Here is a 17,455-nt window from a genome sequence, read left to right on the forward strand (position 1 = left end):
CGAAAATTCATACCGGACAAATAACAAGGGGGCGAATTCTCATCCGCCCCCTCGTTTGTCCGCTTATTCCTGCGGTTCTTCGTCTGCTGCGGCGTCGAGTTGCTGGTCGTCTGCGGCCTCGTCGATACCGACGCTGCCTGCGATTTCCTCGCCCTCTTCACCTTCGAGCTCTTCGCCTTCGATTTCCGAAGGCTCCTGAACCCGCTCCAGGCCGACCAGGGTTTCATCCTTGGCCAGCTTGATCAGCGTCACGCCCTGAGTATTACGTCCCAGGCTCGACACTTCGTCGACACGGGTACGCACCAGGGTGCCCTGATCGGAGATCAGCATGATTTCTTCGCCGTCGAGCACCTGAACTGCGCCGACCAGACGGCCGTTACGCTCGTTGCTGACCATGGCGATCACGCCCTGGCCGCCACGCTTGTACTCAGGGAACTCGGTGATCGCGGTGCGCTTGCCATAACCACGCTCGGAAGCGGTGAGGATCTGGCTGCCTTCTTCCGGGATCAGCATGGAAATCAGCTTCTGCCCTTCCGGCAGACGCATGCCGCGCACGCCGCGAGCGGTACGGCCCATGGCACGCACGTCGGACTCTTTGAAGCGGGTGACCTTGCCGCCGTCGGAGAACAGCATCACTTCGCGCTCGCCATCGGTGATGGCCGCGGAGATCAGCACGTCGCCTTCGTCCAGCTCCAGCGCGATCAGACCGACGCTGCGCTGACGGCTGAAGGATTCCAGCGGGGTCTTCTTCACGGTGCCGTTGGCGGTGGCCATGAAGATGTAGTGACCTTCGGTGTATTCCTCGACCGGCAGCATGGTGGTGATGTATTCACCGTCATCCAGCGGCAGCAGATTGACCAGCGGACGACCACGGGCCGCGCGGGATGCTTCCGGAATCTCGTAGGTCTTGAGCCAGTACACCTTGCCCTTGCTGGAGAACAGCAGCAGCGTGGTGTGGCTGTTGGCAACCAGCAGGTGAGCGATGTAGTCCTCGTCCTTGACGCCGGTAGCCGATTTGCCTTTGCCGCCACGACGCTGAGCCTGGTACGCAGCCAGCGGCTGGGTCTTGGCGTAGCCACCGTGAGAGATGGTCACGACGCGCTCTTCTTCCGGGATCATGTCACCCAGGGTCAGGTCGAGACGGGCATCGAGGATTTCGGTGCGGCGCACGTCGCCGTATTCGGCGCGGATCACTTCCAGCTCTTCGCGGATCACTTCCATCAGGCGCACAGCGCTGTTGAGGATGCGGATCAGCTCGCCGATCTGGTTGAGGATCTCTTGATACTCGGCCAGCAGCTTCTCGTGCTCCAGACCGGTCAGACGGTGCAGGCGCAGTTCGAGAATGGCTTGCGCCTGTTCTGGCGAGAGGAAGTACTTGCCTTCGCGCAGGCCATATTGCGGATCGAGGTTTTCCGGACGGCACGAATCGGCACCAGCGCGTTCAACCATCGCCACCACGGCGGAAGATTCCCAAGGCGTGCTGATCAGCGCTTCCTTGGCTTCCGACGGCGTTGGCGAAGCTTTGATCAGGGCGATGACCGGATCGATGTTCGACAGGGCAACGGCCTGACCTTCGAGAATGTGCCCGCGCTCGCGCGCCTTGCGCAGTTCGAACACGGTACGACGGGTAACCACTTCGCGACGGTGACGGACGAAGGCTTCCAGCAGATCCTTGAGGTTGAGGATGCGCGGGCGGCCGTCGATCAGCGCGACGATGTTGATACCGAACACCGATTGCAGCTGGGTCTGGGCGTAGAGGTTGTTGAGGATCACCTCAGGCACTTCGCCGCGACGCAGCTCGATCACGACACGCATACCGTCCTTGTCGGACTCGTCGCGCAGCTCGGTGATGCCTTCGAGTTTCTTCTCTTTGACCAGCTCGGCGATCTTCTCGATCAGACGCGCCTTGTTCAGCTGGTAAGGCAGTTCGGTGATGACGATCTGCTGACGGCCACCCACCTTGTCGATGTCTTCGATGATCGAGCGGGCACGCATGTAAATGCGCCCGCGACCGGTGCGGTAGGCTTCGATGATGCCGGCGCGACCGTTGATGATCGCAGCCGTCGGGAAGTCCGGACCGGGAATGTATTGCATCAGCTCATCGACGGTCAGCTCGGGGTTGTCGATGAGGGCCAGGCAACCGTCGATGACTTCACCGAGGTTGTGCGGCGGAATGTTGGTCGCCATGCCCACGGCGATACCGCTGGAACCGTTGACCAGCAGGTTCGGTACGCGGGTCGGCATGACTGCCGGGATCAGTTCGGTGCCGTCGTAGTTCGGCACCCAGTCCACGGTTTCCTTGTGCAGGTCAGCCAGCAGCTCGTGCGCCAGCTTGGTCATGCGCACTTCGGTGTATCGCATGGCCGCAGCGTTGTCGCCGTCGACCGAACCGAAGTTGCCCTGGCCGTCGACCAGCAGGTAGCGCAGGGAGAAAGGCTGGGCCATACGAACGATGGTGTCGTACACGGCAGTGTCACCGTGCGGGTGATACTTACCGATCACGTCGCCGACGACACGGGCAGATTTCTTGTACGGCTTGTTGTAGTCGTTGCCCAGCTCGCTCATCGCGAACAGTACGCGACGGTGCACGGGCTTGAGGCCATCGCGCGCATCCGGCAGTGCACGGCCGACGATCACGCTCATTGCGTAGTCGAGGTAGGACTGTTTCAGCTCGTCTTCGATATTGACCGGGAGGATTTCTTTGGCCAGTTCGCCCATGAGAAGCCTGATTCCTTTTTCTGGTGAAACTTCGTCATATCCTTGTGGGAGCAACGAAGCTCGTCGGGGCCGGCCGAGTGCCATGCGCCGACTTACGACAAATCAACATTGGATCGCGGATTTGCGCAGTAAAGACAGCTCCGTGGAGCCGCCTCGGAAAACGCCGGATGTTATCACAAAGGCCGCCACGCACCTATCCCCCAGATGCGCATGGAGCATAGTTAGTTGACCGATGACAGGCTTGAGGGGGACGACAGAAGCTCTGAGCTTCTTTGAATGTGAAATCTGGGGCAGATTTACAGTTGTTTATTGACATTCAGGCCCTCATCGCTGGCAAGCCAGCTCCCATAGGTTCAATGCCGGGCACAAAACCTGTGGGAGCTGGCTTGCCAGCGATGGGGCCCGCTCAGACGCTAAAGACCTTCAATGCAGGCGCTTGCGACACATCAGCTGGGCCATTTTCGCGGTATCCGGGCGTTCAACGATGCCTTTTTCGGTGACGATCGCATCAATCAGATCCGCCGGGGTGACATCAAACACCGGGTTGAACGCTTCAACATCGGCACCGACGCGTTTACCGCCGACTTCGAGCAGTTCGGCGCCATCACGCTCTTCGATCGGGATGTCATCGCCGCTGGCCAGATTCATGTCGATGGTCGAACTCGGCGCCACGACCATGAAGCGCACGCCGTGGTGCATGGCATTCACCGCCAGTTGATAGGTGCCGATCTTGTTCGCCACGTCGCCATTGGCGGTGATGCGGTCAGCGCCGACGATCACCCAGGTCACGCCTTTGGTTTTCATGATGTGCGCGGCGGCGGAGTCGGCGTTCAGGGTCACCGGGATGCCTTCGTTGGCCAGCTCCCACGCGGTCAGCCGCGAGCCCTGCAACCATGGCCGGGTTTCGTCGGCGTAAACGCGCTCGACCATGCCTTCTATATAAGCAGCGCGGATCACCCCCAGCGCAGTACCGAACCCGCCGGTGGCCAGCGCGCCGGTATTACAGTGGGTCAGGATGGCTTGAGCGTTGCCCTGATGCTTGCGAATCAGATCGACACCAAGCTGCGCCATGGTCAGGTTGGCCTCGCGGTCGCTTTGGTGAATGGCGATGGCCTCGGCTTCCAACGCCGCCAGCGGATCGGCTTTGCTTTTCAAACGATCCAGGCGATCGTGCATGCGGCCCAGCGCCCAGAACAGATTGACCGCGGTCGGACGCGAATCGGCCAACAGCGCGAAATCCTCTTCCAGCGCCGCGTACCAGTCGCCGCCCTCGGCAATCCGCGCCCGCGCCGCGAGGACGATGCCATAAGCCGCACTGATGCCAATAGCCGGCGCGCCGCGCACGACCATCGAGCGAATCGCTTCGGCCACGCCAGCGGCGCTGGTGTAGGCGATCCAGGTTTCCTCGAACGGCAAAATACGCTGATCCAGCAGGTGCAGCGCGCCATCACGCCAATCGATGGCCTTTACTTTCTCCGCAGCCAACAGTCGATCGCGCATCCCACACCCCGCACTCATGAACAAAAGCCGCCGATTATAGCGATCCCCCCGCGAAGACGCTCGGGTATACTTCGCCATCCTTTACAAAAGCACTGGAACCGACCCTCGATGCCGAAACCTGCCATTGCGCTCGACCTGTTATTGCTGCCGACCTGGCTGGTCCCCGTCGAACCGGCAGGCGTGGTGCTCAAGGAGCACGGCCTGGGCATCCGTGACGGTTGCATCGTATTTATCGGCCCGCGCGCCGAAGCGTTGAAGTGTAACGCGACAGAAATCCGTGAATTGCCGGATGTTCTGTTGGCGCCGGGACTGATCAATGCCCACGGCCACGCGGCGATGACGCTGTTCCGTGGCCTGGCCGACGATCTGCCGCTGATGACCTGGCTGGAAAATCATATCTGGCCGGCCGAAGGCAAATGGGTCGATGAGGACTTCGTCCGCGACGGCACCGATCTGGCCATCGCCGAGCAGATCAAGGGCGGCATCACCTGCTTCTCTGACATGTATTTCTTCCCGAAAGTCGCCAGCGAGCGCGTACACAACAGCGGTATCCGCGCGCAGATCGCCATTCCGATCCTCGATTTCCCGATCCCCGGCGCCAGCAGTGCCGACGAAGCCATTCGTCAGGGCGTCGAATTGTTCGGCGATCTCAAGCATCACGAGCGCATCAAGATCACCTTCGGCCCGCATGCACCCTACACCGTCGGTGATGAGAACCTGGAGAAAATCAGGGTAATCGCCGAGGAGCTGGACGCCTCGATCCACATGCATGTGCATGAAACCGCGTTCGAAGTGCAGCAGGCCGTCGAGCAGACCGGCGAACGGCCACTGGCGCGCCTGGGTCGCCTTGGCCTGCTCGGCCCGCGCTTCCAGGCGGTGCACATGACCCAGATCAGCGATGAAGACCTCGCGCTGCTGGTAGAAAGCAACAGCAGCGTGATCCACTGCCCGGAATCCAATCTGAAACTGGCCAGCGGCTTCTGCCCGGTCGAACGTTTGTGGCAGGCTGGGGTGAACGTTGCCGTCGGCACCGATGGCGCGGCGAGCAACAATGATCTGGATCTGCTCGGCGAAACCCGCACCGCCGCCCTGCTGGCCAAAGCCGTCGCCGGTTCCGCCACCGCGCTGGACGCCCACCGCGCCTTGCGCATGGCCACTCTCAATGGCGCCCGCGCGCTGGGGATCGAGGCGCAGGTCGGCTCGCTGGAGATCGGCAAAGCCGCAGACATCGTCGCTTTCGACCTGTCCGGTCTGGCGCAGCAACCAGTGTATGACCCAGTGTCGCAGCTGATTTATGCCACCGGGCGTGATTGCGTGAAACACCTGTGGGTTGCCGGCAAGCAACTGCTCGACGACCGGCGCCTGACCCGCATGGACGAACAACAGCTCGGCGCGACCGCCCGCCACTGGGGCCAGCGCATCAGCGGCCACACCGAATCGTAAACACCGCGGCGCTATATCCGCGGCTACAGTCCTTTTCAGGTTTTTCGAGGAATTGAACATGAGCAACGTCGACCACGCCGAAATCGCCAAATTCGAGGCCCTGGCCCATCGCTGGTGGGACCGTGAAAGCGAATTCAAGCCGCTGCACGACATCAACCCGCTGCGGGTCAACTGGATCGACGAGCGGGTCAATCTGGCCGGCAAGAAAGTCCTCGACGTCGGCTGCGGCGGCGGCATCCTCAGCGAAGCCATGGCCCAGCGCGGCGCCACGGTGATGGGCATCGACATGGGCGAAGCGCCGCTGGCGGTCGCGCAACTGCATCAGCTGGAATCCGGGGTCAGCGTCGAATACCGGCAGATCACCGCCGAAGCCCTCGCCGACGAAATGCCCGAGCAGTTCGACGTGGTCACCTGCCTGGAAATGCTCGAGCACGTGCCGGATCCATCCTCGGTAATCCGTGCCTGCTTCCGCATGGTCAAGCCGGGCGGCCAGGTATTCTTCTCGACCATCAACCGCAACCCGAAGGCGTATCTGTTCGCGATCATCGGCGCCGAATACATCATGAAGCTGCTGCCGCGCGGCACCCACGACTTCAAGAAATTCATCCGCCCATCCGAGCTCGGCGCGTGGAGCCGCATGGCTGGCCTGACCGTCAAGGACATCATCGGCCTGACCTACAACCCGCTGACCAAGCACTACAAGCTGGCCAACGACGTTGACGTCAACTACATGATCCAGACCCTGCGCGAGGAATAAGCCGATGGCCATCAGAGCGGTACTTTTCGACATGGACGGCACCCTGCTCGACACCGCGCCGGACTTCATCGCCATCTGCCAGGCGATGCGCGCCGATCGCGGTTTGCCGCCGATCAACGACAAGCACATCCGCGACGAGATTTCCGGCGGGGCAAAGGCCATGGTCGCGGTAACGTTTTCGATGGATCCGGAATCGCCGGGCTTCGAGGAATTGCGCCAGGAGTTTCTCGAGCGCTATCTGGTCGGTTGCGCAGTGCACAGCAAACTGTTCGACGGCATGGGCGAACTGCTCGCCGATATCGAAAAAGCCAACCTGATCTGGGGCGTGGTCACCAACAAACCGGTGCGCTTCGCCGAGCCGATCATGCAGCGTCTGGGGCTGGCCGAGCGTTCGGCGCTGCTGATCTGCCCGGATCATGTGAAGAACAGCAAGCCGGACCCGGAGCCGCTGATCCTCGCCTGCAAGATGCTTGATCTGGATCCGTCGACAGTGCTGTTTATCGGCGATGATCTGCGCGATATCGAATCGGGCCGCGATGCCGGCACCAAAACCGCTGCGGTGACTTACGGCTACATCCACCCGGACGACAACCCACGGCACTGGGGCGCGGACGTGGTAGTGGACCACCCGCTGGAGTTGCGCAAAGTGCTCGACAGCGCGCTGTGCAGCTGCTGACCTGACTGCTGCAAGCTCCCTGTGTGGCGAGGGGATTTATCCCCGCTGGGCTGCGAAGCGGCCCCCGCTTTTATCCAGGCGATGTGACACACAGGTTTTGCGACGGTTTCGCCGCCGAACGGGGATAAATCCCCTCGCCACAGGGGTGAAGCAGGTCTTCATCAAATGGATTGTGAGGTTTTTATGTTTGATTACACCGCTCGCCCTGAATTGCTCAAGAATCGGGTCATTCTGGTCACGGGTGCCGGCCGTGGCATCGGCGCGGCTGCGGCGAAAACCTATGCCGCCCACGGTGCCACCGTGTTGCTGCTGGGCAAGACCGAAGCCAATCTGACCGAGGTCTACGACGAAATCGAGGCTGCCGGCCACCCGCAACCAGCGGTGATCCCGTTCAACCTCGAGACCGCCCTGCCCCATCAATATGATGAGCTGGCGGCGATGATCGAAACCGAGTTCGGCCATCTCGACGGCCTGCTGCACAACGCTTCGATCATCGGCCCGCGCACGCCGATCGAACAACTCTCCGGCGAAAACTTCATGCGTGTCATGCAGGTCAACGTCAACGCGATGTTCATGCTGACCAGCACCCTGCTGCCGCTGCTCAAGCTGTCCCAGGATGCTTCGGTGGTGTTCACCTCCAGCAGCGTCGGGCGCAAGGGTCGCGCGTACTGGGGCGCTTACGGTGTGTCGAAATTTGCCACCGAAGGCCTGATGCAAACCCTGGCCGATGAAGTCGAAGGCGTTGCGCCGGTACGCTCCAACAGCATCAACCCGGGCGGTACGCGCACCAGCATGCGCGCGCAGGCTTATCCGGGGGAGAATCCGCTGAACAACCCGACACCGGAAGAGATCATGCCGGTGTATCTGTACCTGATGGGCCCGGACAGCGCGGGCGTCAATGGCCAGGCTTTCAACGCCCAATAACGCCATACGTCGCATTTGTTGCCGCGGCAGAATGCTGTCGCGGCAAGCCATTGCCGCTCATAACCGTCACAAAGCCGCCAATAACCCAGCGCGGCGGCCCGGCATCTGTCAGCAAGTCATTGATTCGAAAAGCTTTAATTTAAATCGAACCGAATGGCACGGGTTTCGCTCTAAATTCCCTCAAAACATGCCGTGTGATGGCCATGGGGCAGACGCCGATTTCGATAGCTGACTGATCGTCTTGCGGCAGACTAAACTTACGCCAAACGTCCTACGGGACTGATGGATCAGTACGACGCGCAGCCCATAGCCGCTCTCACCCAGCCTGTAAGACAGACTTACTGCTTAGGGGCTCACGCCATATGAAATCTCCTTCCCAGACCCATGCAATTGACTTTGACAGTGCCAAATTGCAGCGCCTGGGCTTCGGTCAACTACCGGCGCTGATCGAGCGCCCGACCAGCCTGGCGCAACTGCGTCAGCAAATGAGCCTGCAACTGCAAACCAGCCTGGAGCCTCAGCGCATCCTTGGCCTGTTCTTCCGCGAAATCCAACGCCTGGTGCCACTGGACGCCCTGAGCTATGTGCATCAGGCCAGCGACTTGCGCCTGGAGTTCGGCGCGCGCGGCCACCACTCGCTCAGCTACACCCTCAGCCACGAAGGCGAGCACATGGGCGAGTTGGTCTTCCGCCGTAATCAACGCTTCAACGACAAGGAACAGGGCGACCTCGAGTCGCTGCTGTCCTGCCTGCTATACCCGATGCGCAACGCCCTGCTCTACCGCGCTGCGACGCAAAGTGCCTTGCGCGACCCGTTGACCGGTGCCGGCAACCGGGTGGCCATGGAGCAGACCTTGCAGCGCGAGATCGACATGTCGCGCCGCCATGCGCAACCGCTGTCGGTACTGATGCTCGACATCGACCACTTCAAACGGGTCAACGATGACCACGGGCATGGCGCCGGTGATGAGGTGCTCAGAGCTATTGCCGCGTCGATCAAGGCGCAACTGCGCAATGTCGACATGGTGTTCCGTTACGGCGGCGAAGAGTTTCTGATCCTGCTGTCCAACACCGGTCGCGAAGCGGCAGCGATGGTCGGCGAGCGTTTGCGCCAGGCGACGCAGTCAGAGGAATATTTTGCCGATGGCCAGTTGATCGAGATCACCGTGAGCCTGGGCTGCTCGACGTTGTTGCCGGGCGAGTCGGCCGACAGCTTGCTGCGCCGCGCCGACAGTGCGCTCTATGTCGCAAAGCGCGAGGGGCGGAACCGGCTGGCGATGGCTGGCTGAAAAACAATTGTGGGAGCGAGCCGGCTCGCGAAGAGGGAGGGTCAGACAACGATTCGTTGCATGACCCACCGCTTTCGCGAGCAGGCTCGCTCCCACAGTTCAATCAGCTTTCGGTTACGGTCCGGCGCTCGCGGTTGACCAGCAAGCGCTCCGAAGTCTCCAACTGCATGCACCGCTCCAGAAAGAGGTACATGTAGTCATAACTCTTGCAGATCGCCTGCCGCAGCTCGGCCTGCAACGCCTTGCTCGGGTTCATGCCGGCGAGGGTGCAGATGATTTCCAGCGCTTCCCACGGGTGGGCATCGTCGTACTGGGCATGCATCTTCAACCACTTCATCGCGCGCTTGCGGTCCTCTTCCGGGAACGCCGCGGCGTAGACCCCGGTCGAGCAGACCACCGCTGACCACTCCCCGGTCGCCCCCTCGATCGCATAGTTGGTCGCGGCAATCGCCACGATCAGCGAATCCGCCGAGCTGGTGTGCCAGCACCAGTGACTCAAAGCGTGCAGCTCCGGCGGCACTTGCTGGGCCTGGAGGTCTTCGAGACTGACGCCATGGGCGCGGCTCCAGTGCATCCAGTAGTCGGCATGGTTGAGTTCGACGCGGATGTTGCGCATCAGCCAGCGCCGCGCCATGTCTTCGCCGGGATGGCGGGCAAAGCGGGTCTTGGTCAGGTTCTGCGCCATGTACAAGGCAAACTGCTCGACCACCGGCCAGCCACCGATCAGGTACTGGCGCATGGTTTTCGCGCTGAGCTTGTTGTCACGCATGCGCTGATAAAGTTCATGTTCGACAACCCGGCGCTTGCTCTCGCTGCAATCCTTGATGAGCTGTTGCGCCCAGGCAGGATAACTTGCAGCTTCCATGAGGGGTCCGGTTCGGTTGAATGTGTCGATCACTGTTCGGCTCCTTTTGAGTTGTGATGGCAAGGATCGGCGAGAGACTTCAACGGAACGTGCCAGGCGCTTTGAACAACAACGGCTGCGGTCTGGCAGGGCGACTTTGCAAACTGTCACAGGTAAATAACTGCGGGCGCTCGATGACATACCCCTGAGCGTAATCCACACCTATTTCAAGCAATGCCTGTTCGATCTGGTTAGTTTCAACAAACTCGGCAATTGTCTGCTTACCCATAACATGGCCAATGTGATTGATCACTTCGACCATTGCCCGATTAATCGGGTCGTCCAGCATATCCTTAACGAAACTCCCGTCGATCTTCAGGAAGTCTACAGGCAAATGTTTCAAGTAAGCGAATGAAGACATTCCGGCACAAAAGTCATCCAGAGAAAAGTGACAACCTAAGCCTTTGAGTTCATTGATAAAACGAATTGCGCTGCCAAGATTTGCGATTGCACTGGTTTCAGTAATTTCAAAACAAATCATTTCAGGCGGTATAGCGTAGTTAACAAACTGTTCCCGCAGGAAGTGCAAAAACGCGTCATCTCCTATAGTAATGCCTGACAGATTAATCGCACACATTGCCAAAGGAAGTTCATGTTCCTGTTCAATACACTGGGCAATAACCTTGAAAACATTTTCAACTACCCAGCGATCTAACTGGGTCATCAAACCATATCGCTCCGCTGCCGGAATAAAGCTGTCAGGCAAAATCATCCGCCCGGATTCATCATGCAAACGCAGGAGGATTTCGATGTGTCCGGCCTGGCCGGGTTGCGGCTTGAGCGGTGCGATCTGCTGGGCATAAAGGCAGAAGCGATTTTCTTCCAGCGCCATATGCAGGCGCTGTACCCAGGCCATTTCACCGAAGCGCATGGACAGTTCGGAATCATCGGCATGGTAGACCTGCACGCGGTTGCGGCCCTTTTCCTTGGCCATGTAGCAAGCCATGTCCGCCGCACGCAACGAGGCCTCAAGGCTGGTGGGATTCTGCGCGATATGCACCAGGCCGATACTGACGGTGGTCAGGAACGGCCGCCCCTTCCAGACAAAATGCAGGTTCTGCACGGTCTGGCGCAGGCTTTCGGCAATCTTCTCGGCGATGTCCGGCGGGCAGTTCTCGAGCAAAATCCCGAATTCGTCGCCGCCCAGTCGCGCCAGGGTATCGCCCTCGCGCAAGTCTGATTGCAACAGCGTGCAGATATGCCGCAGCAACTCATCGCCCGCCGCATGACCACAGGTGTCGTTGACCAGTTTGAACTGGTCCAGATCGAGGAACATCAGTGCATGCCGCCCGGGCTGGCGCGTCAGTTTGTGCAAGGCCTGTTCGAGGCGATATTCGAATTCGCGGCGGTTGGCCAGCCCGGTCAGGGCATCGTGGGTCGCCTGCCAGGACAGATTGGCGATGTACTGCCGCTCTTGGGTCATGTCGTGCAGCACCAGCACCGTGCCGCTGACGTTGCCGGCATTGCGGATCGGCGCGCCGACCAGGGTCACCGACAGGGTGCTGCCGTCCAGACGCTGGATCAGCTTGGAATGTTCGCTGCCGCCGCTGAGCTGGCCGCTGAGAATGTGCTCGATCAACGTCAGCCCTTCGGTCTGGGCGTTATCGTCAAGCAGGTTGAACAGCGCCGACAACGGCAGCCCTGCCGCCTGCTCGGCCTTCCAGTGCGTCATGGCCTCGGCGGCCGGGTTCATGTAATCGATCGCGCCGTTGACGTCGGTGGTGATCACGCCATCGCCAATCGACTGCAGCGTGATATGCGCGCGATCCTTTTCCAGTTGCAGCGCCTGGGCAAACTCATGGCGCTGCTTGAGCAGTTTGTGCGTGCGCCACAGCGCCAGCGCGATCAGACCCAGCGCGGTGGCCAAGTTGGTGAACAGCAGCAGGCGCATGATCACCCGCGAGCCTTCGCCCAAGGCATCGCTGAAAGCCCTGGCCGCTGGGGTGACTGCATCGTTGATGGCGAAGATCTGTAACTTCCAGCGCTGCACATCGCCGGGGCTGGCCTGGTTCTGCGCAATGCCTTGGTGCATCTCCTGCGCGACTTCGTGCAGTCGGTCGAGATAGGCATCGCCAATCGTCCAGCGATCGATCGCGGTTTCCAGATAACTGTAGTGGCGGAAATTGAGGTACAGCCAGATGACGCTGGAGACATCGTCTGGATGATTGCCACCCTTGAGAATGCCTTCGCGCGCCGCTTGCAGATCCGGCGGCTGACGATCCAGCGCCAGGCGCAATTGGTGCCCGCCCTGGGGCACGGCGATCGCCGTCAGGTATTTGCGATAGATCGCCTCGTCACGACTGTCGGCGTAGAGATTGAGGTAATAGATGGCATCTTTCTGGCCCTTGGACCACAGGCTTTCGCCAGCTACGTAGCCACGCACGGCCGAAAGCACGTAAAGGCTCACGCCCCCCAGTAATGCCTGGAACACCACGACAGCAATAAAGGGCCAGACGATACCCAACAACCGTGGTGTTCCCAGAGTCTGCTTTTGCTTCATGAGAGTCCTTGCATGAGCACTGCCCGCTCGCCTTCCGGGCGAATTCGCTATGACGAGACTAGGTGGGGTTCTCGTTCAAGGCAAGGCGCGGCGTTACACCGCGCGCAGAACCTCTGACAGGTCGGCGAGGGTTTCGATCAGTGCTGTTGCAAGTTGCCGTAGAGCTTGGCGTACAGACCGCCGTCGGCGATCAGCTGGCGATGGTCGCCGTCCTCGGCGATCTGCCCGCCGTCAAACACCAGCACGCGGTCGGCCTGCTTCACCGCCGACAGGCGATGGGCAATGATCAGCGTGGTGCGGCCATGGAGAAACTTCGCCATCGCCTGGTGCAGGTTGTACTCGGTGGCGGCATCCAGGGCCGAAGTGGCTTCGTCGAGAATCACCACTTTCGGCTCGGCGAGAATCATCCGCGCAATCGCCAGACGCTGGCGCTGACCGCCGGACAAACGCACGCCGGAGCGACCGACGATGCTGTCGAGGCCAGCGGGCAGCGCACGGATGGTCGCGGCCATTTGCGCGATTTCCAGCGCCTGCCAGCAGGCTTCGTCGCTGCGCATGCGGCCCATGGTCAGATTGGCGCGCACGCTGTCGTTGAACAGCGCCGGATGCTGCAGCACCACCGCAACGTTCTCGCGCACCGCCTCCAGACCGATCTCCTGCTGGGTCGATCCGCCAAAGCGGATGGTCCCGGCCGCTGGCGTGTACAGGCCCAACAGCAATTGCACCAAGGTGCTTTTGCCGCCGCCGCTGGCGCCGACGATCGCGACTTTTTCGCCGGGCAGGATCGACAGGTTCATCTGGTCCAGCACCAACTCGTCGCCATAACCGAAACTCAGGCCTTGCACCTCGATGCCGACGGTGTCGCGCCCCTTGAACGGATCGATGCCGCCGGGATACTGCGGCTCGTCGGCACGCGCCAGCAGTTCATTGATCCGCGTCAGCGCACCGCCCGCTGCGTAGTAGGCGTATTGCAGATTGAGCAGCTGTTCGACCGGGCCGATCATGAACCACAGGTAACTGAACACCGCGAGCATCTGCCCGATCGACAGGTCGGAAAACAGCACGGTGAGCATCGCCGCCGCGCGGAAGATGTCAATGCCGAACTGGAACAGCAAACCACTGGCGCGGTTCGAGGCGTCGGTTTTCCACTGCGAGTTGACTGCGTAGTTGCGCACTTCCTGCGCGCGCACACCGAGGCGTCCGAGGAAATAGCCCTGACGGTTGCCGGCGCGCACTTCCTGAATCGCATCGAGGGTTTCGCTCAGTGCCTGGGTGAAGCGCGAGGTGCTGTCGTTTTCCAGTTTCTTCAGGTGCTTGACCCGCTTGCCCAGCTGCACCGTGGCGTAGATCACCAACGGGTTGAACAGCAGGATCAGCAGCGCCAGCTTCCAGTGCATCCACATCAGAATGCTGGCGGTGCCGACCAGGGTCAGCATCGCGACGAGGAAGCGGCTGAGGGTTTCGCCGACGAATTTGTCGAGGGTATCCAGATCGGTGACCAAATGCGTGGTCACCGTGCCGCTGCCGAGGCTTTCGTATTCGCCGAGGGAAATGCGCTTGAGCCGCTCGATCAGGCGCACGCGAATGCGGTAGACGATGTCCTTGGCCAGGCGCGCGAACAATCGCGACTGCAACACGCCAAAACACAGGGCGCTGCAACGCAAGGTCAGGGTCACCACCAGCATCAGACCGATATAACCCGCCGCCTGCTGCCACATGCTCGGCAGAAAGTGGTTCATGACTTTCAGCGCGGCATCGCCGTGGCCGAGCAGCACTTCGTCGACCAGCAACGGCAGCAGCAAGGGAATCGGCACGCTGCACAGCGTCGCCAGCACGGCCACGCCGTTGGCGATCCACAGGGATTTCTTGTGATGCAGTGCCAGACGCCGGACTTCAGCCCAGCTCAGCCGGTCGACACGCTCTACGGCTGGCGTGTCATCGGCACGGTCAGACACAGGCCGCGCGCTCCAGCCAGCGGCCGAGCAATGGCGACAGCTCGCTGAGCGGTTGATAGCCATTGGTCAGCAGCGCCAGTTGCCCGTTGCGCTCGGCCAGCAGGGTCGGAAAACCGGCGATGCCCAGATCCTGTACCCAGGTGAAATCGGCCTGGGTCGCCTTGTGCTGATCGGCATGATCGAACAACGCGGCGAATTCGATACGCGGCACGCCGGCCTGCTCCGCCAGTTCGACCAGCACGCTGGCCTGGGTGACATCGCGACCTTCGGCGTAAAACGCCTGCTGGATCATCCCGACCAGTGTCCACGCGCAATCCGGCGCCAGACTGCGCGCGGTGACAATCGCGCGACAGGCAGGCTCGGTGTCGTAGACAAAACCGTCGGGCAACGCGCCATCGAACTTGAACGGCTGGCCGGTGGCCTCGGTGACCGCTTGCCAGTGCTCAAGGATGTAGCGCCGCGTGGTCGGCTCCAGCGCCGAACCGCTGCCGGTGCGCAGACCGCCAACCACCAGATGCAGCTCGACCCCGGCTGCCTGCGCCTGCTCGACCAGTGCCTTGGCCACCGGAGCAAACCCCCAGCACCATGAACACATCGGATCCATCACATAGAGCAGGCGCGCAGACATGGTTAAGCCTCGGTGGATGCTTGCTTATAGTTGTAGCCGATCGGGTGCGGCTGGTTGCGCGCCTTGGCCAGTTCGATCTGCTTTTGCCGATCGATGGCGCTGCGCCGGGTCTTCTCGCTGAGCTTGTCCCAGCAATGCGGGCAACTGATGCCGGCGACGTAGTGCTCGGAGGCGCGATCTTCAACGCTGACCGGCGTGCGGCAGGCATGACATTGATCGTAGTCGCCTTCCGTCAGGTCGTGACGCACGGTGACGCGGTTGTCGAAGACGAAGCAGTCGCCGCGCCATTTGGTTTCTTCCTGCGGCACCTCTTCGAGGTACTTCAGGATGCCGCCCTTGAGGTGGTAAACCTCTTCGAAGCCCTCGCCGAGCATGTAGCTCGAGGCTTTCTCGCAGCGAATGCCGCCGGTGCAGAACATCGCGACCTTCTTGTGCACGGCCGGGTCGAAGTGTTCTTTGATGTAGTCGGGAAACTCGCGAAAACTGGTGGTTTTCGGATCGATGGCGCCTTCGAAGGTGCCGATCGACACTTCGTAATCGTTGCGCGTGTCGATCAGCAGCACTTCCGGGTCGCTGATCAGCGCGTTCCAGTCCTGCGGTTCGACGTAGGTGCCGACCTTCTTGTTCGGGTCAACGCCTTCAACGCCGAGGGTGACGATCTCTTTCTTCAGCTTGACCTTGGTGCGATAGAACGGCTGCTCGTCGCAGTACGATTCCTTGTGGTCGATGTCGACCATGCGTGCGTCATTCTTGAGCCAGGCGAGCAGGCCGTCGATGCCTTCGCGGCTGCCGGAAACCGTGCCGTTGATGCCTTCTTCGGCGATCAGCAGAGTGCCTTTGATGCCGTTGTCGACCATCGCTTGCAGCAGTGGCTCGCGCAGGTCAACGTAATCTTCGAGGGTGACGAACTTGTACAGTGCCGCCACGACAATCGGTTGTGTCATGGGTATTTCTCCAGGTGGCTACCCTCGCAAAGGGTGAACCGGATTCAAAAAAAAACGCGCCGGCTAAGCGGCGCGTTGCGGATTCTAGCAAAAACATGATGTGTTTTGGATTTACTCAGTCTTCTGTGACAACACAAAACCTGTGGCGAGGGGATTTATCCCCGTTGGGTGGCGAAGCAACCCTAAACCCATTCAGCCCCGCTCCTTCTGCCAGGACCGTGGTTACAGGGTTTACGACTGCTGCGCAGCCGAACGGGGATAAATCCCCTCACCACAAAAATCCCGCCACATCCAAAATCAGTGCTTGCTACCGCCAGCACAGGTCGGCGACGCCGGGGCGCCGTCGATCTCTGCCCATTCCTGAGGGGTGTAGGTGTGCAGCGCCAACGCATGGAACTCGCCCATCAGCTCGCCGAGCGTGCCGTAGACTTTCTGGTGGCGCTTGACCCGGTTCAGGCCTTCGAACTGCGCGCTGACCACCACCGCCTTGTAGTGGGTCTGTGACCCGCGACTGTGCATGTGGCTTTCGTCCAGCACTTGCAGGTGCTCAGGCTGCAACAGGGCCAGCGTCGATTCGATGCGTTGTTGCATGGTCATCACGAACTCCGCTTACTTCTTCTTGGCTGGCGCCGCGGCCGGGGTCAGCTCTTTGGTCATGTCGTCGAGCAGCTTGTTGACCACTGGCACCGCGCTTTCCAGTTTGCCCTGGGTCATCTGTGCCGATTGCTGGGTCAGCTGCGGCATTTTTTCCAGGACCTTTTTGCCCAGTGGCGACTGGTAGAAGGCAACCAGATCCTTGAGCTCGGATTCGCTGAAGTTGCTGGTGTAGAGCTTGACCATGTCGGGCTTGAGCTTGTTCCAGCCAATGGCCTGGTCCAGCGCAGCGTTGGCCTTGGCCTGATAGGTTTCGAGCACGGCTTTCTTCGACTCAGGCGCTTTGGTCTGTTCAAAGCGCTGGGCGAACATTTGCTGCACTTGCATGTACACCGGGGTACCCAGCTTGTCAGCGTGAGCCAGCGTCAGGAAAGCTTCGGCACTGGCGTTGTGGCTGGCGGTATCGGCAAGCACCTGGCCGCTGGCGCAAACCAGTGCAACCGCGGTACAGATGGCGCGAAGACGAGTCATCGAGTTTCCTTTAAGCAAAGCGAGGTCGAACCCCAAGGGCGACCATTCTGCGCCTAACAATCGCTGTGGCTCAACCCCCGGCCCTTGCCGCG

General features: G+C 60.7%; 14 protein-coding genes. 5 read left to right on the forward strand and 9 right to left on the reverse strand.

All coding sequences use genetic code 11. The annotated features are described in order from the left end of the window. Window positions 1-63: 63 nt before the first annotated feature. On the reverse strand, window positions 64-2,718 hold the full coding sequence (gene gyrA / locus OK411_RS20240) for a DNA gyrase subunit A (RefSeq protein ID WP_110646028.1): 2,655 nt from the start codon (window positions 2,716-2,718) through the stop codon (window positions 64-66). A gap of 423 nt (window positions 2,719-3,141) precedes the next feature. Then, window positions 3,142-4,218 carry an S-methyl-5-thioribose-1-phosphate isomerase gene (gene mtnA, locus OK411_RS20245; protein ID WP_110646027.1) on the reverse strand — a complete coding sequence of 359 codons (1,077 nt, stop codon included), beginning with the start codon at window positions 4,216-4,218 and terminating at the stop codon, window positions 3,142-3,144. A gap of 108 nt (window positions 4,219-4,326) precedes the next feature. On the opposite strand from mtnA, the gene OK411_RS20250 reads away from it, so the two are divergent. From OK411_RS20250 to OK411_RS20270, 5 genes are all read left to right on the forward strand, one after another. Continuing rightward, window positions 4,327-5,661 (forward strand): TRZ/ATZ family hydrolase, encoded by a 1,335-nt coding sequence (locus OK411_RS20250; protein ID WP_024013874.1) that lies wholly within the window; start codon window positions 4,327-4,329, stop codon window positions 5,659-5,661. A gap of 58 nt (window positions 5,662-5,719) precedes the next feature. Continuing rightward, window positions 5,720-6,418, forward strand: a complete 699-nt coding sequence (gene ubiG / locus OK411_RS20255; protein WP_024013875.1) for a bifunctional 2-polyprenyl-6-hydroxyphenol methylase/3-demethylubiquinol 3-O-methyltransferase UbiG — start codon at window positions 5,720-5,722, stop codon at window positions 6,416-6,418. A 4-nt stretch (window positions 6,419-6,422) separates the two neighbouring features. Then, a complete protein-coding gene (mupP, locus tag OK411_RS20260) occupies window positions 6,423-7,094 on the forward strand; it encodes an N-acetylmuramic acid 6-phosphate phosphatase MupP (protein WP_073472346.1) in 672 nt (223 codons plus the stop codon). A gap of 183 nt (window positions 7,095-7,277) precedes the next feature. Next, window positions 7,278-8,018 carry a YciK family oxidoreductase gene (locus OK411_RS20265; protein WP_264365596.1) on the forward strand — a complete coding sequence of 247 codons (741 nt, stop codon included), beginning with the start codon at window positions 7,278-7,280 and terminating at the stop codon, window positions 8,016-8,018. 362 nt (window positions 8,019-8,380) lie between these two features. After that, the gene (locus OK411_RS20270) at window positions 8,381-9,307 is read left to right on the forward strand and encodes a GGDEF domain-containing protein (protein ID WP_123443575.1); all 927 of its coding nucleotides are present in this window, start codon (window positions 8,381-8,383) and stop codon (window positions 9,305-9,307) included. Between the two features lie 103 nt (window positions 9,308-9,410). Here OK411_RS20270 and OK411_RS20275 read toward each other — a convergent pair whose 3' ends face one another. The 7 genes from OK411_RS20275 to OK411_RS20305 form a co-directional block, all read right to left on the reverse strand. Continuing rightward, window positions 9,411-10,172, reverse strand: a complete 762-nt coding sequence (locus tag OK411_RS20275; protein ID WP_404822179.1) for a TenA family transcriptional regulator — start codon at window positions 10,170-10,172, stop codon at window positions 9,411-9,413. A 79-nt stretch (window positions 10,173-10,251) separates the two neighbouring features. Next, entirely contained in the window at window positions 10,252-12,711 is a 2,460-nt protein-coding gene (locus tag OK411_RS20280; protein ID WP_024013879.1) for an EAL domain-containing protein, read from the reverse strand. 137 nt (window positions 12,712-12,848) lie between these two features. Beyond that, window positions 12,849-14,666: an ABC transporter ATP-binding protein gene (locus tag OK411_RS20285; RefSeq protein WP_264365597.1), complete on the reverse strand. Its 1,818-nt coding sequence runs from the start codon at window positions 14,664-14,666 to the stop codon at window positions 12,849-12,851. Then, the gene (locus OK411_RS20290; RefSeq protein WP_177433361.1) at window positions 14,659-15,261 is read right to left on the reverse strand and encodes a DsbA family protein; all 603 of its coding nucleotides are present in this window, start codon (window positions 15,259-15,261) and stop codon (window positions 14,659-14,661) included. Before OK411_RS20290 ends, OK411_RS20285 begins: the two co-directional genes overlap by 8 nt. 35 nt (window positions 15,262-15,296) lie before the next feature. Beyond that, window positions 15,297-16,238: a rhodanese-related sulfurtransferase gene (locus tag OK411_RS20295; RefSeq protein ID WP_264365598.1), complete on the reverse strand. Its 942-nt coding sequence runs from the start codon at window positions 16,236-16,238 to the stop codon at window positions 15,297-15,299. Between the two features lie 297 nt (window positions 16,239-16,535). Then, the gene (locus tag OK411_RS20300) at window positions 16,536-16,835 is read right to left on the reverse strand and encodes a BolA family protein (RefSeq protein ID WP_016770935.1); all 300 of its coding nucleotides are present in this window, start codon (window positions 16,833-16,835) and stop codon (window positions 16,536-16,538) included. Between the two features lie 12 nt (window positions 16,836-16,847). Further along, entirely contained in the window at window positions 16,848-17,363 is a 516-nt protein-coding gene (locus tag OK411_RS20305; protein ID WP_016770936.1) for a DUF2059 domain-containing protein, read from the reverse strand. Window positions 17,364-17,455 lie beyond the last annotated feature (92 nt).

Source organism: Pseudomonas sp. RG1 (genome assembly GCF_025910115.1).
Lineage (GTDB): Bacteria > Pseudomonadota > Gammaproteobacteria > Pseudomonadales > Pseudomonadaceae > Aquipseudomonas > Aquipseudomonas atacamensis.